This window comes from Paraburkholderia sp. J7, from assembly GCF_905220155.1.
Taxonomy (GTDB): domain Bacteria; phylum Pseudomonadota; class Gammaproteobacteria; order Burkholderiales; family Burkholderiaceae; genus Paraburkholderia.
On record NZ_CAJMYZ010000016.1, the window covers coordinates 103,863 to 123,197 of the forward strand.

The 19,335-nt window shown below is 62.1% G+C and carries 13 protein-coding genes; 11 read left to right on the forward strand and 2 right to left on the reverse strand.

The genetic code is table 11. The features are described from left to right. Window positions 1–9: 9 nt before the first annotated feature. Entirely contained in the window at window positions 10–2,277 is a 2,268-nt protein-coding gene (locus U5A58_RS25060; protein WP_415774288.1) for a penicillin-binding protein 1A, read from the reverse strand. Window positions 2,278–2,459: 182 nt separating this feature from the next. On the opposite strand from U5A58_RS25060, the gene U5A58_RS25065 reads away from it, so the two are divergent. The 3 genes from U5A58_RS25065 to U5A58_RS25075 are packed head-to-tail and all read left to right on the forward strand — an operon-like array spanning window position 2,460 to window position 4,216. Continuing rightward, window positions 2,460–2,732, forward strand: coding sequence for a metal/formaldehyde-sensitive transcriptional repressor (locus U5A58_RS25065; RefSeq protein ID WP_321963493.1), 273 nt, complete (start codon window positions 2,460–2,462; stop codon window positions 2,730–2,732). Between the two features lie 8 nt (window positions 2,733–2,740). Beyond that, entirely contained in the window at window positions 2,741–4,024 is a 1,284-nt protein-coding gene (dmeF, locus tag U5A58_RS25070; protein ID WP_321963572.1) for a CDF family Co(II)/Ni(II) efflux transporter DmeF, read from the forward strand. 3 nt (window positions 4,025–4,027) lie between these two features. Beyond that, window positions 4,028–4,216, forward strand: coding sequence for a DUF1289 domain-containing protein (locus tag U5A58_RS25075; RefSeq protein ID WP_321910981.1), 189 nt, complete (start codon window positions 4,028–4,030; stop codon window positions 4,214–4,216). A 33-nt stretch (window positions 4,217–4,249) separates the two neighbouring features. Here U5A58_RS25075 and U5A58_RS25080 read toward each other — a convergent pair whose 3' ends face one another. Beyond that, window positions 4,250–4,525, reverse strand: coding sequence for a hypothetical protein (locus U5A58_RS25080; RefSeq protein ID WP_321963494.1), 276 nt, complete (start codon window positions 4,523–4,525; stop codon window positions 4,250–4,252). Between the two features lie 602 nt (window positions 4,526–5,127). Between U5A58_RS25080 and U5A58_RS25085 the strand changes: the two genes are divergently transcribed. The 8 genes from U5A58_RS25085 (at window position 5,128) to U5A58_RS25120 (ending at window position 19,335) form a co-directional block, all read left to right on the forward strand. Next, entirely contained in the window at window positions 5,128–14,715 is a 9,588-nt protein-coding gene (locus tag U5A58_RS25085; protein ID WP_321963495.1) for a hemagglutinin repeat-containing protein, read from the forward strand. Then, window positions 14,712–14,984: a hypothetical protein gene (locus U5A58_RS25090; protein WP_321963496.1), complete on the forward strand. Its 273-nt coding sequence runs from the start codon at window positions 14,712–14,714 to the stop codon at window positions 14,982–14,984. The genes U5A58_RS25085 and U5A58_RS25090 overlap by 4 nt, the downstream gene beginning before the upstream one ends. Window positions 14,985–15,051: 67 nt before the next feature. Beyond that, window positions 15,052–15,267, forward strand: a complete 216-nt coding sequence (locus U5A58_RS25095) for a hypothetical protein (protein ID WP_321945783.1) — start codon at window positions 15,052–15,054, stop codon at window positions 15,265–15,267. 455 nt (window positions 15,268–15,722) lie between these two features. Beyond that, on the forward strand, window positions 15,723–15,962 hold the full coding sequence (locus tag U5A58_RS25100; RefSeq protein WP_321963497.1) for a hypothetical protein: 240 nt from the start codon (window positions 15,723–15,725) through the stop codon (window positions 15,960–15,962). A gap of 12 nt (window positions 15,963–15,974) precedes the next feature. Next, window positions 15,975–17,702, forward strand: a complete 1,728-nt coding sequence (locus tag U5A58_RS25105; protein WP_321963498.1) for a ShlB/FhaC/HecB family hemolysin secretion/activation protein — start codon at window positions 15,975–15,977, stop codon at window positions 17,700–17,702. A gap of 266 nt (window positions 17,703–17,968) precedes the next feature. Then, entirely contained in the window at window positions 17,969–18,292 is a 324-nt protein-coding gene (locus U5A58_RS25110) for a metalloregulator ArsR/SmtB family transcription factor (protein WP_321910977.1), read from the forward strand. Between the two features lie 12 nt (window positions 18,293–18,304). Next, on the forward strand, window positions 18,305–18,781 hold the full coding sequence (locus tag U5A58_RS25115; RefSeq protein WP_321963499.1) for an ArsI/CadI family heavy metal resistance metalloenzyme: 477 nt from the start codon (window positions 18,305–18,307) through the stop codon (window positions 18,779–18,781). Window positions 18,782–18,840: 59 nt separating this feature from the next. Next, window positions 18,841–19,335: an arsenate reductase ArsC gene (locus U5A58_RS25120; RefSeq protein ID WP_321935868.1), complete on the forward strand. Its 495-nt coding sequence runs from the start codon at window positions 18,841–18,843 to the stop codon at window positions 19,333–19,335.

The following is a 19,335-nucleotide window of genomic DNA, read 5'->3' on the forward strand; positions in this document are numbered from 1 at the left end:
CGCCTCGACTCAGAAGTTCCAGAAGAGGAAATGATGGCGCTTGCGCGCATGGGCTGCGCGCGGCGGCGTATTGTTTCCTGGCGCAAGCTGCGCGTGAGAGTCGATGGCCCGTGCGCGCAGCGCCATGTCGTAGAAGGCGCCCACCACCGGCAGGGCGCTGTGCGCACCTTCACCCCAGTAGTCGTTGCGCAACGTCACGCGCGCGTCGTCGAATCCCACCCAGGCGCCGGCGACCAGCTGGGGGTGGATCAGGATGAACCAGCTATCGGTGCTGTCCTGTGTCGTGCCCGTTTTGCCGCCAACGTCGGCGTGAATCCCGAAGCGTGTCCGGATGTCACTGCCGGTGCCGCGGTTGACGACGTCGCGCATCACATCGACCAGCTTCAGTGCGGCAGCGGCGGGCAGCGCCTGCTGCGGCCGTGCGGCAGGGAAGTCGGCGAGCACGTTGCCGCTGCGGTCCTCGATGCGTGTGACCATGCGCGGCTCGACATAGGCTCCCCGGTCGGCGATCGTGCAATACGCCGAAACCATCTCCTTGAGCGTGACGGGGCTCGTGCCCAGCGCAAGCGACGGCACGGGGTCCAGTGCGCTCTCGCGTATGCCCATCTCGCGCGCAAGCGTAGCGACTTTCGCAGGGCCTTCGCGCTGCATGAGCTGGGCTGTCACGCGGTTACGTGAAAAGGCGAAGGCGTCGCGCAGCGACATCGGCCTGCCGGTTGGCGGCTCCGGATCGGTCGGCTTCCATACCGCAGTGCCCTTCAGCGGGATCGCGACATTGCGGTCGACGATCGTGTCGCCCGGCTGCGCGCCATCCGCAAAGGCGGCGCCATAGACGAACGCCTTGAAGGTGGAACCCGGCTGCCGCCGCGCTTGCTGCACATGGTCGAACGGCTCGTCGTGAAAATCGCGGCTGCCGACCCACGCCTTGATGTCGCCGTTGCGCGGATCCATCGCGACGAATCCGGCCTGAACCTGCGTCTTGCTGTGGCAGAGGCCTTCGACAAACGACGCGTCCGTCGCGAGTTTCCTGATGGCGTCCGCATCCGCCAGGCCTGCGTCGCGCGCCGAACGATACTCCGGCGTCTGCCTCATGAACGACTGGAACAGCGCGTTACCCGGCCAGCAGCCGGTCCGCTCGTTCCACGCGCCGTTGGCGATCGACTGCAGCTGGCCGGTTTGCCAGGCGAGCGCCTGCGTGGCCATCGCCTGAAGCCGGGAATCGATGGTCGTTCGCACGACGAGTCCATCGGAATAGATGTTGTAGCCATTGCTATCCGCCCAGGCAGTCAGCCACTTGCGCAACTGGGCTGAGAAGTGCGGGGCCGCGCCAACCTGCTCGGACTGAGGCTCGAAATTGACGTTGATCGGCTGGTGTTTTAGCCAGGCGTACGCGTGCGCATCGAGCTTGCCGTACTTGACCATCTGCGCGAGCACCGTGTTGCGGCGCTCCAGCGCGCGATCAGGATTGAGCACCGGGTTGTATGCGCTGTTCGCCTTGAGCATGCCAACGAGCGTCGCACTCTCGAGGACATCGAGATCGGCGGCTGGCTTGCCGAAGTACGTTCGCGCGGCCATCTCCACGCCGTATGCGTTGTACAGAAAGGGCACCGTGTTCAGGTACGTCTCGAGGATCTGGTCCTTGCTGTACACGGACTCGATCTTGAACGCGGTGATCGCTTCCTTGAGCTTGCGCGTCAACGTTGGCGCGCGGCCGATTTCATCCGGATACAGGTTGCGTGCGAGCTGCTGGGTGAGGGTAGAGCCGCCCTGGCGACTGCCCGTGAACGTATGGACCGCGGCCCCCGCAACGCGCTGGAGGTCAATGCCGTGATGCTCGTAAAAGCGGTGATCTTCGGTCGCGATCAGGGCGTCCACCACATGCGGCGAAATCTGGTTGAGCGTGACCCACTCGCGATTGACCGGCTTGAACTCGGCGAGCACATTGCCGTCGGCGGAGAGGATCAGCGCGGGACGATCGACTCGGGCCTTGCGGATGTCACCGAGGCGCGGGGTGAATGGCACGAGCGCTGCCGTGTAGGCCAGCGAAAGCACCGGCAATGCAGCGAGCGTCAGGACGATGCCACGGCGTGTCGGGTGGCAAATACCGTGCAGCGCCGCGCGAAAAACGCGGCGTGCCTTCGCGCCGGCCGTGGCGGCTAGCGAGCGGGCACGGTTCACCCAGCGTGCGCAGAGTTCACGAAATAGCGACACATAGGGGTGATTCACGGTGGCTGCGCAATGGACGAAAGGCCGGATCGTACCAAAGCGGAGATGCATTTCAGGCCGCAAAACAGGCCTTCCTGCCTGACGCTAACAGATGATTACACTTGTTTCGAATTGGCGGCATGCCGCGCTCGATGCGAGGCGCCGGCGACGCGGCAAGGACGCGCGTCGCAACGGACTTCAGCGATGCGGCGACTGCCGTGCTAGTATACCCCCCTACCCTATAAGGAGCCGCCTTGAGTCATACCATTCGCGAGAAACAGAAGCTGCTCAACCGGGTTCGCAGGATCAAGGGGCAGATTGAGGCGATCGAGCGGGCCCTGGAAGAGGAGCGTGGCTGCATGGATGTGCTTCAGCTCATCACCAGCTCGCGGGGCGCGATGACCGGACTGCTTGCGGTGGTGCTCGAGGACCATATCCGCACGCATCTCGTGGACGCCGAACCGGCCGACGAGCACGGCAGCGGCACGGAACAGTTAATCGAAGTGGTTCACAGTTACTTCAAGTGAAAGACGTGATGAGCAGGTTTGAAGATGCGGCCTTCGGGGCCGGGCACGACCATATATTTCTCGGCAACGCCCACGAGGACAACGAACGCCGGACCTGGATGGTGATCGCGCTCTGTAGCGCCATGATGGTCGCCGAGATCGTGGGCGGAAGCCTGTTCGGCTCGCTCGCGCTCGTGGCGGACGGACTGCATATGTCGACGCACGCGGGGGCGATGCTGATCGCGGCGCTTGCCTACACCTATGCGCGCCGCCACGCCCGCGACCCACGCTTCGTTTTCGGGACCGGCAAGCTGGGCGACCTCGCCGGTTTCACCAGCGCCATCGTGCTTGCAATGATCGCACTCCTGATTGGTTACGAGGCGGTGTGCCGCCTGTTCGCACCGGTCCCGATCCATTTCGGCGAGGCGATACCCATTGCCGTTGTTGGCCTGCTCGTCAATCTTGCCAGTGTCTGGCTGCTCAGCGGCGGGCATCACGGGCACAGTCATGGTCACGGCCACGATCATGGGCATAGCCATGGGCACGGTCACGGCCATGACGGTCACGAACATGAAGAAGCGCGGGAGATCGTTACGGCAGCAGGGCGCTTCACCGTTTCGATTTTCGAGGACGGCGTGCCCCCGGTATTCCGTCTCCACACGCAGGCGCTCACGTGCGGTCCCGCAGACGTGCGCATGACGACAGTGCGTGAAAACGGGCAGCGGCAGACGTTCGAGTTCGTGGCCCGCGACGGCTATCTGGAATCGAAGGACGACATACCGGAACCCCATGCCTTCAAGGTCATCGTTCAGCTTCCCGATGGCGAGCATGCAATCGAGTTTGAAGAGCATGACCATGACGACGCACACGCTGCAGCGGCACGCGACCACAACATCCGGGCGGCGTATGCCCACGTGATTGCCGATGCAGCGGTTTCCGTGCTGGCGATTATTGGACTGTTGCTTGCCCGCGCGTTCGGGTGGCTATGGATGGACCCGCTTGCGGGCATTGTGGGCGCGGTGGTGATCGCGAACTGGTCGTGGAGTCTCCTGCGCGACACCGGAGCCATTCTGCTGGACATGAATTCGGATCAGCGCACGGCCGAGGGGGTGCGCAACCTGATCGAAGACAACGGCGACCGGGTGCTCGACCTTCACGTCTGGCGTGTGGGGCCTGGGCACCTGAGTGCCGTTGTGTCGGTCGCAACAGACCAGGCTTCACGCGGCCCGGACTTCTATCATGGCGCGCTTCGCCGCTTCCGGAGCCTGTCTCATGTCACGGTCGAAGTGAATCCGCTGCGCGCGGCGATGTGAGCGATGGCTGTGAAATCACCTTGCATCGACGTGTGCGCGTTTCACGGTAAGAGCGGACTTTGTACCGGCTGCTTTCGCACCCGGGACGAGATCCGGGCCTGGAAGAAGATGACTGACCACATGCGTCATCAGATCCTGAATGACCGGCCGCGGCGGGAAGCAAAAATAAAGGCGGCCGGATCCGTGCGCTGAAAGTGCCTTGTGCTTTCGAGGCGGGCAACCCGATCAGCACTCGCCTTTCTTGGCGTGTCCGGGCGGGCAGTGCCAGCCCTTGTCATGGTGATGGTGCTTTTCCCAATCGTCGCGTTCCCAGTAGCGGTGGCCGTCCCAATAGCGGTCGCCATGCCAGCCCGGCGTAATAACGACAGCGGGAGGCGGCGGGGCGACCACGACAGGGGTACCCACGTTGATGCCTACGTTGACATCGGCGGCGTGTGCCGCGCCGGTCATGCCGATTGCAATGGCAGCGAGTGCCAAGTGTGCGAGTGCTGGTTTCTTCATGGAACAGTCCCCCAAATTTCAACGTGCCTGGATTGGATTTTGCTGAGCAACAAAAAACCCACTCGAAGGCGGGTTCACTGGCAGGGAGCATTTATACCGGATTTGCGGGAGGGCGGCTACCTGTTGCTCGGAATTGGGAAAGGATGACATTGCCCGGACTTCGAAAATCACGGAAAGACTTACTGGACTTTGGTTGCGGTGCCTGGATCTGGCAATAAGAGACGCGACTGCGTTTTCTTCGTAAACGGGTTTGCCCTTTGCGTCGGACGGGTGTTGTTTATCTTCACTCGTCGACAAGCTATTTGCAGTGGAGCGCGGTCATCCGCAGCTTGTCGGGGCTTGCGATTTTTGTCGACGAGTTTCTCGATGGTCGCGCACCGCGCCGCAGATTATTTTGGGAGATGTCATGTACCCCATCTGACTTGAAGCCCGCGTCACGCGGGCTTTTTTTTGCCCGTGTTGGCTAGCCACGACAATGCTATGCGTTCTGAATGAATTGTTTTCGGACTAGTCTGAATGTTGCGCCATCTTGACAATGCTTAACGCATTAATTTCGAACACTCCGCAAGAATCGAAAGATTATTTCTTGCGGGGTTGGGTCGATGAATCGTTGCTACCGGCTGGTCTATAGTCGTTCGCGCAACATGCTCGTTGCCGTCGAGGAAACGGCCACCGCGTCCGGCAAGGCGGGAGAGACAGGCGCGGCCTCGCGCATTTCGCGTTCCGTTTATCTGTCGCTGCGCCGTCTGCTTCCCGCTGCGCTGCTCGCGCTCGTGCCGATGCTCTCTTTCGCGCAGATCGTCGCCGGCGGCGCGCACGCGCCGAACGTCATCCAGACTCCCAACGGTCTCGACCAGGTGAACGTGAACAGGCCCTCGGGTGCGGGCGTGTCGGTCAATACCTACAACCGCTTCGACGTGCAGTCGAAAGGCGCGATCCTGAACAATTCGCCGACCATAGTCCAGACGCAGCAAGGCGGCGTGATTAACGGCAACCCGAACTTCGCGGCGGGCCAGTCAGCGAAAGTCATCGTCAACCAGGTCAACAGCGCGAACCCGTCGCAGTTCAACGGGTTTCTCGAAACAGCGGGCAATCGCGCGGAAGTCATCATCGCGAACCCCTCTGGCATTTCGGTGAATGGCGGCGGTTTCATCAATACGAGCCGGGGCATCCTGACCACCGGCACGCCGAACTACGCTCCCGATGGCTCGGTCTCGGGCTTCAACGTCACGGGCGGCAACATCACCGTCGACGGCGCGGGGCTGAATGCGTCCAATGTGGACCAGGTGGATTTTCTGGCACGCGCAGTACAGGCGAATGCAACCATCTACGCGAAGAATCTCAACGTCGTCACGGGTGCAAACAGCGTTGACCACGATACGCTGAACGCGACCCCAATTGCAGGCAATGGCTCCGCGCTAGGCGTTTCCATCGACGTAAGCAATCTCGGCGGTATGTACGCGAATCGCATCCTGTTGGTGGGCTCGGAGTCAGGGGTTGGTGTTTCCCTCAAGGGCGTCGTGGCAGCGAATGCCGGCGACCTCGTACTTCAGACCAACGGTCAGCTCGTGCTTGCGGGCACGCAGAACGCGAGCGGCAGTATCAGCGCGAGCGCAAGAGACGGCATCAGCAACAGCGGCACGACCTACGCACAGCAGAACGTCAACCTGAGCACGTCTGGCACACTGACCAACAGCGGCCTGGTTGCCGCGCAGCAGAACACGACCGTCAGCGCGGGCGCGGTGAATTCGACCGGCACGCTCGCGTCGGGCGTGAATGGCGACGGCTCACTGGCGCATTCCGGCGACCTGAACGTGAACGCTTCAGGCGCGGTCATTGCGACCGGCCGCAATGTGGCGGGCGGCAATGCGGCCATTAGCGGCGCGGCGGTCAACCTCGCGGGCAGCACCACGTCAGCAAACGGCGCTATCACGCTCGCGGCGAATAACGGCGACCTGAACCTGTCCGGGGCAACGACGACCGCAGGCAGCACCCTTGACGCTCACGCGAGCGGCACGCTCACGAACGACAACGGCGCGATGTCCTCGGGCGGCGCGCAGACCGTCACGGCGGGCGCACTCTCGAACCGCAGCGGCCAGATGGTTTCGGGCGGCACCCTGACCGAAAACGTCACAGGCGCGACGAACAACCAGAACGGCGCGATGCAGGCGAACGGCGCGCTGTCGGCCGCGTCGGGGTCGCTCGACAATACGGGGGGTCGTGTCGTATCGCTGACCACCGACGGCGTGACCATGTCGGCGAGCGGCTTGCTCAACAATGGCGCGGGCGGGACTATCGGCGGCAACGGCAACGTCACGTTGCAGGCCGGGCAGATCGCGAACGCCGGGTCCATCATGGCAGTCCAGAGGCTGATCGCGACAGCGGTACAGACCCTGTTCAACAGCGGCACGTTCGCGGCCAACGCGAACATGACACTCACAGCAGGTTCGACGCTCACGAACGCCAGCCAGGTCACAGCGGCCGGCGCGCTCGCACTCTCGGCGGCAACGTTCGACAACAGCCACGGCACGACCAGCGCGAACCAGTTCACGCTGCACGCGGCGAACCTCGTCAACCACGCAGGCAGCGTCACGCAGACTGGAACCAGCGCAACGACGCTCGACGTGACCGGCACGCTCGACAACTCGGCGGGCGGCACACTGCAAACCAACAGCGCGGACCTGATGATTGCACCGGCCGCGCTGAACAACGACTGCGGCACGATCACGCACGCCGGCAAGGGTACGCTCACGATCAACGCGGGTAGTGGCGCGGGTGCCGTGTCCAATGTCGGCGGCACGATTGCCACCAATGGAAAGGCGGCGATCCAGGCAGGAGCACTCAACAACACGGCGGGCTCGGTCGTCGGCCAGACTGGTATCGCAGCAACGGTCGGCGGCGCGCTGAACAACACGAACGGCAAGCTGCTTTCCAATACGGACCTTGGCATCACGAGCGGCACGCTGAACAACAACGGCGGCCAGATCGCCGCGGGCTCCAACGCAAACGCTTCGATCCATACCGGCTCGATGACGAATAGCGGCGGGTCAATTGTCGCGCCGAACCTCACATTGACCGGCTCGACGCTGGACAACAGCGGCGGCGACATCGAAGCGAACCAGATTGCACTGGCTGCGCAAAACGTGCTGAACCACGGCGGCACGATTGCGCAGTACGGCACGTCGACGATGGGCTTCAACGTCAGCGGCACCTTCGACAATTCGGCGGGCGGCACGCTGCAAACCAACAGCACCGAACTGACAATTTCGCCGGGCACGCTCGACAACGACGGCGGCACGATTACGCACGCCGGCAAAGGTACGCTCACGATCAACGCGGGCAACGGCGCGGGTGCCGTGTCCAATGTCGGCGGCACGATTGCCACGAATGGAAAGGCGGCGATCCAGGCCGGCATGCTCAACAACATGGCGGGCTCGGTCGTCGGCCAGACCGGTATCGCGGCAACGGTCGGCGGCGCGCTGAACAACACGAACGGCAAGCTGCTTTCAAACACGGACCTTGGCATCACGAGCGGCACGCTGGACAACAACGGCGGTCAGATCGGCGCGGCATCGAACGCAACAGTGCAGGCGTCATCGCTGACGAACAACGGCGGTTCGATTGTCGCGCCCAACCTCTCGGTGACGACCGGTAGCACGCTCGATAACAGTGGCGGCGACATTGAGGCGAACCAGCTTGCCCTGAAAGCGACCGACCTGCTGAACCACGGCGGCACGATTGCGCAGTTCGGTACGCCGACGATGGGCTTCAACGTCAGCGGTACGTTCGACAATTCCGCTGGCGGCACACTCCAGACCAACAGCACCGACTTCACACTCGCGCCGGGTGCGCTCGACAACGACGACGGCAAGATTCTCCATGCCGGAACAGGCACGCTGACCCTTGCACCGGGCAATGGTTCGGGCGCAATCTCGAACGCGGGCGGTCAGGTCATCACGGCGGGCAAGCTCGACGCACACGCCGCCAGCCTGAACAATGCGAATGGTGTGCTTGCCGCACAGGGCAACATCACGGCAGACGTCGCGGGCGACACCAACAATACACGGGGCGCTATCCGCTCGCTCTCGTCGGAATCCCTGACGACGGGCGGCACGCTGACGAACACGAACGGACAGATACAGTCCGGCACGGGGGCCACGGGCGACGCGAGCACGCTCAACATTCAGGCCGGCGCAATCGACAACACGAATGGCCTCGTCGGCAACCTCGGCGCGGGCGACACGACCGTACACGGCGGCAGCCAGACGACCAATAACGGCGGCGTGATGACGGGCAACGGCAACGTCGCCGTCGATACGTCGGCGCTCGCGAACACGCAGAACGGACAGGTAAGCGGCGCGAACGTCTCGGTGCAGGCTGATACCGTCGACAACAGCGGCGGACAGATTGGCAGCCTGACCGGCTCGAATGGCGACGTCGCAATCACAACGACCGGCACGCTCACGAACACGAACGGGCAAATTGGCGCGACACATAACCTGTCCGTCAACGCCGCGGTGCTCACGGGCGGCGGCGCATACACTGCGGCGAATGATGTCGCGGTCAGCGTTCAGGGCGATTTCGCACCGACGCCGGATTTGCAGTTCGCTGCGGGTCACGATCTCACCTTTACGCTGCCGGGTACGTTCAGCAACGGCGCGACGCTGGAGGCCGTGAACAACCTCGGCATCAACGCGGGCGATATCACCAACAGCGGCGTGATGATGGCAGGCGGCACGCTCACGACGCACTCGAACACGCTGGAGAATACGGGCGCGATTGTTGGCGGCAGTGTATCGCTCAACGCCACGCAATCCATTACGAATGTCGGGCCGACCGCGCTCATTGGCGCGACGGACAGCAACGGCTCGCTCGAACTGCTCGCGAACGACATCGAAAACCGCGACGAGACCACGGCCACGGACACACAGGCGACGACTGCGATTTACGGTCTCGGCAAGATCGTCCTTGCGGGCGGCAAGGATGCGAGCGGCAACTACACCAACGCAAACCTGATCCTCAACCAGTCGGGCCTGATTGAGTCGGCGGGAGACATGGAACTCCATGCCAACCGGGTCACGAACACCCGCACGACGATGACGGCGACCGGGATGAACCAGCCCGTTGATCCGGCGCTGCTGGAGCAGCTCGGTCTCAGTCTGTCGGGGTGCACGGCCATCTACATGGCCGCGTGCGGGCCGGGCAATCCGGTGGTCTCGGGCCAGGTAACGGGCGACCCGAACATGATCGGTGGCGTCTTTATCGATCCGCCACACGGCGGCTCGATGAACAGCACATACCAGTACACGACCTATACGGGCACGGCACTGGCAAACCTGGTCGCGGGCATCAGTCCACAGGCGCAGATCATCTCGGGCGGCAATCTCGACGCCTCGAACGTGGGCCAGTTCCAGAACTACTGGAGCGCGGCCGCAGCGGTCGGCAACATTGCCGCGCCTGTCTCGCTCGACCAGAACTCGTGGCAGGGGCAGGCGGCCCCGTCCGTCCAGATCACGTACTCGGGGCTTTACCACTATCGCACCTATGACGGCAAGTACTGGACCTACTCGTTCTGCGATGGGAACGGCTGTAACGTGCCCGCTGATATCAAGAACTACGCACTGCCGGCCTACGAATCGACTTTCGTTGCGGGCGGTACGCTCTCTGGCACGGGCATCGATATCAACAACACGGCGGGTAACGCGGGCATTCCGTCACTCGGTCTCGCGCCCGGTCAGGCGCTAACCGGCGTGACCATCGGCGGCATTAGCGGCAGCGCGGGCACGAATGCGGGGGCCGCCTCGTCGATTAGCGGCAACGCATCAGGCACAAAGGCCGGCGCGACTTCGGTCAATGGCGGTGCGAGCATGGTCAATCCGGTCATCGCGAACGCGACGGCGCAGACCGTGCTGCAAAACCTGACGGTTCCTCAAGGTGGCCTGTTCAGTCCGGCAACCGCACCAGGCGCAACGTACCTGATCGAAACGAACCCGGCCTTCACGAACCAGAAGACGTTCATTTCGAGTGACTACTACCTGCAACAGCTTGGGCTGAATCCGCAGACCACCGAAAAGCGTCTCGGCGATGGTTTCTACGAGCAGCAGCTTGTGCGCAACCAGATTACGTCGTTGACCGGCAAGGCGGTACTTGGCCCATACACCGACACACAAGCGATGTACCAGTCCCTGCTTGCAGCAGGCGCCTCGCTCTCGCAGTCGCTGAACCTTCCGCTCGGCATGAGCCTCTCGCCTGAACAGGTGGCGCAGCTCACGAGCAACGTCATCATCATGCAGACAGAAGTGGTGAACGGTCAGACCGTGCTCGTGCCTGTCGTCTATCTCGCGAAGGCAAGCCAGCAGAACATGAACGGCCCGTTGATCGCTGCGACCGATATCGACATCCAGAATGCGCAGAGCTTCACCAACAGCGGCACGGTGCAGGCCGGCAATACGATGTCGATTCAGGGACAGCAGATCAATAACGCCTTCGGCGCGCTGCAAAGCGGCGGCCTGATGTCGCTGAACACCACCGGCAATATCGACCTGACTTCGGCAAAGGTGAACGCCGGCAGTCTCGCGCTGAACGCCGGCGGCGACCTGCTTCTGAATACGGCGGTCAAGACCGTTGACCAGGTGAGCGCGACGGGGGCCACGCGCACCACGACCACACTCGGACCTGTCGCGAGCCTGAGCGTTGCAGGCAATGCGGCCATCGTCACGGGCGGCAACTTCGAGCAGAACGCGGGCAACCTGAACGTGGGCGGCAACCTCGGCATGGCCGTAGGCGGCAACTACGATATCGGCTCGGTGCAGACCGGCGAACACAAGGTCGTCGAGCGCGCGAACGGCGTTTCGAATACGAACGTCAACAGTACGACGGGGAGTTCGATCAACGTCGGCGGCGTGTCGGCTATCGGCGTGGGCGGCGACCTGACTGCGACGGGCGCGAGCATCAATCTTGGCGGTGGCGGCGTGGTCGCAGCGAACGGCAACGTGACGCTTCAGGCCGCGAAGGCGACTTCGACTGTTGATAGCAACAGTTCGGGCAGCGACAGTCACGGCAGCTATTCGGAGTCGAAGCACACAGCCGACGACTCGCTCACGGCGACGACGCTCAATGCGGGCAATTCCCTGACCGTTGCATCGGGCAAGAACATCAACGTCACGGGCAGCGCGATCAGTCTCGACAAAGGCACGGCGACGCTTGCTGCAACGGGCGACGTGAACATCGGCGCGGCAACCGAAACGCACGTCGACAATTCACAGGAGCAGCACCAGCACAGCAGCGTTGTGAGCGGCAAGGAAGTACAGAGTTCGCGTGACACAACGACGACGCTTGCACAGGGCAGCATGGTTTCTGCTGACGCAGTACAGATCGCAAGTGGCAAGGACATCAACGTTGCGGGCAGTACCATCGTCGGCACGAACGACGTTGCGCTCAGTGCCGCGCATGACGTGAACATCACCACGACGCAGAACACGATGCAATCGTCGGGCACGTATCAGGAGAAGAATACGGGCCTCGGGACGAGTGGCCTGACCGTCACGGTCGGCACGAACAAGCTCGCGACGACCGACCAGGAATCAAGCGTCACGAACAATGCAAGTACGGTCGGCTCGATCAACGGCGACCTGTCGATCCAGGCGGGTAACACGCTGCACGTTACCGGCAGCGACCTCGTCGCAGGTGGCAACGTCTCGGGCACGGCAGCGAACGTCATCATCGACGCCGCGACCGACACCCTGCACCAGGCGCAGACGCAAAAGACCAGCAGCAGCGGTCTCGCGATTGGTCTGGCGGGCTCGGTGGGCGATGCGATCAACAACGCTTATTCGGAGTCTCAGGCTGCAAAGAACTCGTCGGGCAACGGCGACAGCCGCGCGGCCGCGCTACATGGCATCGCGGCCGCAAGCGACGCCTTTACAGCAGCGAGTGGCGCGATGACCGCAGCCGGTGGCGGCAAACCTGACATCGGCATCAAGGTCAGCATTGGTTCAAGCAAGAGCGAAAGCCAGTCGTCGGAGGATCAGGCGACACAGCGCGGTTCGAGCGTTACGGCAGGCGGTACGGCAGCGTTTGTCGCAACGAACGGCGACCTGACCATCGCCGGCTCGAACGTGAACGCAAATGATGTCCTGCTTGCCGCCAGGGACAAGGTCAACGTCATCAATACGACCGACACCGATTCGACGCGCGGCTCGAACAGTTCCAGCAGCGCGAGCGTGGGCGTTCAATACACGCTTGGCGGCGGCTTTGGCGTCTCGGCGGCGATGGCGAATGCACACGGCGACGCGAACAGCGACGCGTCGATCCAGAACGCTTCACACGTCACGGGTGCGAACAGCGTCACGGTCATTTCGGGCGGCGATACGAACATCACCGGATCGCAGATCAGCGGCAAGCTGATTGCGGCCGACGTGGGCGGTAACCTGAACATCGCGAGCGTGCAGGACGTGACGAACAGCGCTGCGCACCAGAGCAGCGCGGGCGGCGGCTTCACGATCAGCCAGGGCGGCGGCAACGCGAGTCTTAGCGCGCAGAACGGCCATGCGGATTCGAACTATGCGGGCGTGAACGAACAGGCAGGAATCTACGCGGGCGACGGTGGATTCAACGTCAACGTCAAGGGCAACACGGGCCTGACTGGCGCAGTCATCGCGAGCACCGCAGACGCTTCAAGGAACAGCCTGACAACTGGCACGCTCACCTATAGCGACATCCAGAACCAGTCGCACTACGACGCGAACAGCAACGGCATCAGCGCGGGCGTGGGCGTCGCGAATACGGGCAAGTCAGTCGGCCCTGGTTCGGTCAGCAATGGCGGCGGCGTGTCGCCGATGCTTCCGCAGAACGATAGCGGCGACCAGAGCGGGACAACGCGCAGCGCGGTCAGCGCGGGCACGATTACGGTCACGGATACGACCCACCAGACACAGGAAATTGCAGGTCTGAGCCGCGATACAACGGACACGAACGGCAAGGTCGCGAACACGCCTGATGTGAATGCACTGCTGAACCAGCAGGCCGACCGGATGAACGCGGCACAGGCTGCGGGTCAGGCCGTCGCGCAGCGTATCGGCGATTACGCGAATGCACAGGAAAAGGCAACGGGCGATCCTGAGTGGGCGGAAGGCGGAAGCAAGCGCGCAGCGATGCAGGCGGCAGGCGCGGCGGTGGTCGCGGGACTTGGCGGCGGCGTGGCGAGTGCTGTCGAAGGCGCAGCCGGTGGAGCTATCGGCTCGAAGATGGCCGGCTCGCTCAACGGACTGAGTAATTCGATTGCCGCGTCGAACCCGACCGGCGACGCGGACATCAACCAGGCGCTCGGGAACATCGTCGCGAATGTGATCGCGACCGGTGCGGGCGCTGCTGCGGGTGGCGCAGGAGCATTCTCCAGTTCGGACGTGGACCGCTATAACCGGCAATTGCACCCAGAAGAAAAGACACTCGCGAAGCAACTCGCCGACAAGAGCGGCGGCAAATATACGCAAGCGCAAATCGAAGACCAGATGCGTATCATGGGCGTCAGCGACAACGGCACGAGCGAATCTGGCGCGCCGACAACGCTGATTGGGCAGGCACCTACGGATTCGGGCGCGAAGTGGATATCTGGCGGCACGACAGCGAACGGTCAACCGATCCTGACGCAAGTGACCGCGCAGGCCGATCCGGCGTTGCAGTCCTATATTCTCTCGAACTACAACAGCGCATCGTCAGGACAAGTGCCGAGTCGGTTCACGTATCAACAGACGGGCAGCGGCTCGATGAATGTCACCGGGCCGTTTACGAAATTCGACCAGTCAGATGCGCAGTTCGTGCGAAGCACGGCTGGATCCGTCGCGGGCTTCGGTGCTACTCAACTAGACCGCACCGCTGCATTTGCGACGGCGTTTGAGGCTGCGGGCTCACCAATTCCCTACGTCTCTGTGTCGGCCGGAACCATTGCAGTCGGTGCCACTTTCGGTTCATGGCTCTTGAATGGCGTCCAACAGGCGGCTACCCCAAACACAGGAAACTACGCAGTTTCAACGGCAATCGGCCAAATGACCGGAGCACTTAGCAATCGTTATCCAGTAGCCGCACCGGTAATCAATGAATTTGGCAACATAACGAGCAACAGCGGGCAAGCTCAGAATGCGCAGGAATGGGTGAACAAAAATTGGTCGAAGCTAATAGGACATTTCCAGTGAGCAAGATTAAATTCATTGTGGACGGAAACATCTCAGAGTGGGGCCGAATCGGTCTAATCATCTTGGGGACCGGAATGTTTGGCTGCGGTCTTGGGCTTGACTTTTTGCCGCGGCCAATAGCCCTCGCATTCGCGATCTTGGGCTTGCCCATCGCCGGGATTGGCGGGTATGCCTCACGCGCGGGCGCACTCGGACTGAAGCCCTTCGACAACAGCTACAAAAAAGCGCGCAAGAGTTACGAAACGAAGGACGACGAGGACAAGAAGTGAGCGGCGGGCTAGTAGCAGCAACGGTGTGCCTCATATTTCTAGGCGTTGCATTTTTAATCAAATGACCATGCTCAAGCTGCTTGCGACGTACCTAAAGTTGTTTTTGATAGCGATAGCTGGCGTCGCCTCGATACGGGTGGTAGTCATCCTTTTCGTGACGCTGCTCTACGGCGGACATTGGCCTTGGGGACTGGGCGACGTTTGGTTCGTACTGAAGCAAGGAACTTTGTTAGCCGGTGTTTTCTGGGTCTTCGCGACGGTTTCCTACCTTAAGAACAAGTGACGGGTCTTTGGTTCATGGGTCAGATTCAATTGTCCTGCGTAAACCGGGCCTCAACCCGTCGAATTGGGCCTCGACAGGCGTATGGTCCGGTAGTGGATGGAATCTCTTCAATCCGAACTCTGCGGCTTTGGTTCTCGGTACGCTCGCGGGTGGTAGTGGTCAGGAAGTCGCGGGGGCCGCTGCCCAAAAACTTCCAAATATAAATGGGCAGTCAAAATGATACGTTGGCTCTTAGTGTTTGCAGGCTTGGTGATCGTGTGTGTCGCCGGCTTCTATGTCATTTGGCTCGGCGGGCTTCTTCTGAACTGTGCCTTCATGTCGGGCTGTTTCGAACGGCTTGATTTTTTTACGCTACTGGCCGCCGTGAATCAAAAGAGCATAGCTGTAAAAGGTACTCTGGCAGCAAACGTGGTCATGGCAATTGTGTGGTCAAGGAGGCGCCGTTAGAACAAGTCATGAACCGAACGACTATCGCTTACGGCATCTGGCGGTTGATAGAGTGCGGCATCACGCAGTGCCAGCGCGAGCATGGGCGCAAGCCTCTCTCGCTCATCCTGCATCCCGCACATACAGATGAATATAACCGCAGCTCCGAAAGCAATCCGGCCGTGCTCGACGACGTTGCTGTGATCGTGGGCCCGCTATTTTCGACGGCTGCTATCTCGGACGAAGACGGCAATACACACGAGCTGTAACCCTGGAACATCATGAAAATTCGAAAGAGGCTGGCGGCTCTGCCGCTTACAGCCCTGGTCACTCTCGCGCCCAATGTGCCGGCGCAAAGCCTGGGCGGTATCGAAACCGAACAAAATCAGCAGCAACGACGGGACGCGCAGCAGCGTGAGGCGGCCGTGTCGGCGCCCGTTGTGCGCTCCGATCTGCCGAAGATCGACGCGTATCCCGCACTTCCGCACGAGTCTCCTTGCTTTCGCGTCGACACATTCTCGCTAAAGGTGCTTGAATCCCTGCCGGCCGCGACGCAAAAGAAAGGCGCGTCGGCTTTGCCGCTCGACCCGTTCGCATTCGCCCGCGAATGGCTCGACCACTATCAAGGTCAGTGTGTCGGAAAGGAAGGTATCGACGTGCTCACAAAAGGATTGCAGCAGGCAATCTTGAGCCGTGGCTACGTGACCACGCGCGTACTCGTGCAGCCGCAAGACCTGACAGGCGGAACGCTTACGCTCGCGCTCGTGCCCGGTATCGTGCGCAATATCGCCTTCGCAGACTCGTCAATGTGGGGCACATGGAAGACCGCCTACCCGACGAGTAGCGGCGACGTGCTGAACCTTCGCGACCTTGAGCAAGGGCTTGAGCAGATGAAGCGCGTCAGCAGCCAGGACGTGAACATGGAAATCCGGCCGACCGACGTACCGGGTGAAAGTGACGTTGTCCTCACGGTCAAGCGCTCGAAGCCGTGGACCTTCGTCGCTTCGGTCGATAACTCGGGTACGGAGTCGACGGGCAAGTGGCAAGGCAACGTCAATCTTGGACTGAACAATCCGCTTGGCCTGAACGACATCCTATCGCTCGGCGCGAATCAGGACTTGTCATTCAGGAACAAGGCGCTTGGCTCTCACGGCTTCAACGGCTCGTATTCTGTGCCGTGGGGCTACTGGACCGCAACGCTTTCGGGCAACACCAACACGTACTACCAGAACATCGCGGGCGTGAATCAGACCTTCGTTTCGAGCGGCAACTCGCAGACTGCGGCGCTGCGCATCGCTCGCGTTATCTCACGCAGCCAGAACGACGTGCTCGGCGGCTATGTCCAGCTTTCGAAGCGCTTCGGCGACAGCTTCATCGACGCCACGGTGATTCCCACACAGGCGCGCAACAACACCTTCCTGGAGTTAGGCGCGACGGACCGCCATTACTTCGGTGCCACGCAGTTCGACGGCACGCTCGCCTACCGCCAGGGTATCGGCGGGTTCGGCGCGACTGCGGACCCGTATCCTGACGGCCCTACGTACCGCTTCCATATGGCCGTGCTCGATGCAAACCTGTCGATTCCGTTTGCGGTGGGGAGCCAGCGCTTTGCCTATGTGGGAACCGTACACGGGCAGTTCACGAACGACACGCTGTTCTATATCGACGACCTGACTATCGGCAGCCGCTACACAGTGCGCGGCTTCGACGGCGAAACGATGCTCGCGGCAGAGAAAGGTTTTTACTGGCGCAACGAACTGCAATGGCCTGTGTTCAACACGGGGCAGACGCTGTATGCAGGGTTGGACTACGGGCGCGTGTTCGGACCGAACACGGCGGCACTGGTGGGAACGCAACTGGCGGGCGCGGTGATTGGCATACGCGGCGGCTTGCCGGCGAAGTTTGTCGGCGTATCGTATGACCTGTTTGCGGGAACACCGATCTACAAGCCATCAGGATTCCCGACTGCCCGCGTGACAGTCGGGTTCCAGTTGACCGCGGCGTTCTAGGCGCGTGCTCCTCGCTGGACGTATGAGCGGCGTGAAACGGCCTGCGCCTCATCCATCAGCTTGAACGCCTCGTCGGGGCTCAGGCTGTCATCTGGCAGGCGGCGCGCATTTCGAGCGCAATAGCGGTATTACGGGGTATCTCCGCGTCAAGAAGTAAGACGGCGCGAACCTGCGCGATGGAAACGCCGCATCGTTCGAGAATCAGGTCGGCGTCGCATCGGAAGAGGGCGCTTGCGTCGCCTCATCATTTCGAATATATTGGAAATATGGAAGAAAAAGATATCATCCGTGCCCTCGCGGCGCTCGCCCACGAACTGCGCCTGCGCGTGTTCCGCATGCTGGTCGTCGCCGGCCCGGGCGGATTGACGCCGGGCGTGATCGCGGCGCAGCTCGATATTCCCAACGCGACGCTCTCCTTTCACCTGAAGGAGTTGATGCACGCCGGGCTGGTCACGCAGGAGCGCGAGGGGCGCAGCCTGATCTACCGGGCTGCCTATGAGCAGATGAACGCAGTCCTCGGCTTTCTGACCGAGAACTGCTGCCAGGGGCAGCCTTGTCTGGATCAGGGCGCCGGTTCATGCCAATGCTGACGGAGAACCCTCATGAAGCGGTTTCATATCCACGTCCACGTTGACGATATCGCAGCCAGTGTCATGTTCTATTCGAAGCTGTTCGGTGCTGAGCCCACGCGCGTCGAGGCGGATTACGCGAAATGGATGCTGGACGATCCCCGCGTGAACTTTGCGATTTCCACGCGCGGCGCGCAAACCGGCGTGGACCACCTGGGCTTCCAGGTCGATGACCCAGCCGAGCTGGCCGAACTCGCCCAGCGTGCGCAGGCCGCGGACATGGCGCTGCTCGACCAGGGCGAAACCACCTGCTGCTATGCGCGCAGCGACAAGCACTGGATCGTCGATCCGCAAGGGATCGCCTGGGAGCACTTTCATACGCTCGACAGCGCCGCGGTCTACGGCGAGAGCCGCCAGGGCGCGCAGCCGCAAAGCGCGCCGGCGTGCTGCGGCCCGCGCGGCAAGCCCGTTGGTGTTCCCGTGAAGCCCGCTGGTTCGGCCTGTTGTTAAGACAGCATGGCAGCCGGCACGATTTACGACCTCCTGTTGATTTGCACAGGCAATTCGCCATGACCACGAACGTACTCATTCTCTGCACGCACAATTCGGCGCGCAGCGTGCTCTCGGAGGGCATGCTGAACCACTGGGCGCGCAAACTCGGCAAGGACGTGCGTGCGTTCAGCGCAGGCAGCGCGCCGAGCGGCCGCATCAATCCGTTCGCGCTCGAAGCATTGACGCGCGCGGGCATCGATACACAGGGCTATCGCAGCAAGAGCTGGGACGAGTTCGCGCAGGACGGCGCGCCGCCCATGCGTATCGTCATTACGGTGTGCGACAGCGCGGCCGCCGAGGCGTGCCCGTTCTGGCCCGGCAGCCCGGTCAAGGTGCACTGGGGCTACGCCGATCCGTCGAATGCACCGGGCGGCGATGAAGGCAAGCGCCAGGCGTTCGAGCTTACGCGCCAGGCCATCGGCTATCGCATGTTGCAGTTGCTCGAGCTTCCCCTCGCGCGCCTGGACAATGTCGAGCTTCAGCAGGCGCTCGACGACATCCTGCAGAGCTAA

Coding starts and splice junctions, on each gene's coding strand:
- U5A58_RS25060 (WP_415774288.1), bottom strand. CDS start 2,277: ATGCATCTCCGCTTTGGTACGATCCGGCCTTTCGTCCATTGCGCAGCC.
- dmeF (WP_321963572.1), top strand. CDS start 2,741: ATGAGCAGGTTTGAAGATGCGGCCTTCGGGGCCGGGCACGACCATATA.
- U5A58_RS25075 (WP_321910981.1), top strand. CDS start 4,028: ATGGCTGTGAAATCACCTTGCATCGACGTGTGCGCGTTTCACGGTAAG.
- U5A58_RS25080 (WP_321963494.1), bottom strand. CDS start 4,525: ATGAAGAAACCAGCACTCGCACACTTGGCACTCGCTGCCATTGCAATC.
- U5A58_RS25085 (WP_321963495.1), top strand. CDS start 5,128: ATGAATCGTTGCTACCGGCTGGTCTATAGTCGTTCGCGCAACATGCTC.
- U5A58_RS25095 (WP_321945783.1), top strand. CDS start 15,052: ATGCTCAAGCTGCTTGCGACGTACCTAAAGTTGTTTTTGATAGCGATA.
- U5A58_RS25100 (WP_321963497.1), top strand. CDS start 15,723: ATGAACCGAACGACTATCGCTTACGGCATCTGGCGGTTGATAGAGTGC.
- U5A58_RS25105 (WP_321963498.1), top strand. CDS start 15,975: ATGAAAATTCGAAAGAGGCTGGCGGCTCTGCCGCTTACAGCCCTGGTC.
- U5A58_RS25110 (WP_321910977.1), top strand. CDS start 17,969: ATGGAAGAAAAAGATATCATCCGTGCCCTCGCGGCGCTCGCCCACGAA.
- U5A58_RS25115 (WP_321963499.1), top strand. CDS start 18,305: ATGAAGCGGTTTCATATCCACGTCCACGTTGACGATATCGCAGCCAGT.
- U5A58_RS25120 (WP_321935868.1), top strand. CDS start 18,841: ATGACCACGAACGTACTCATTCTCTGCACGCACAATTCGGCGCGCAGC.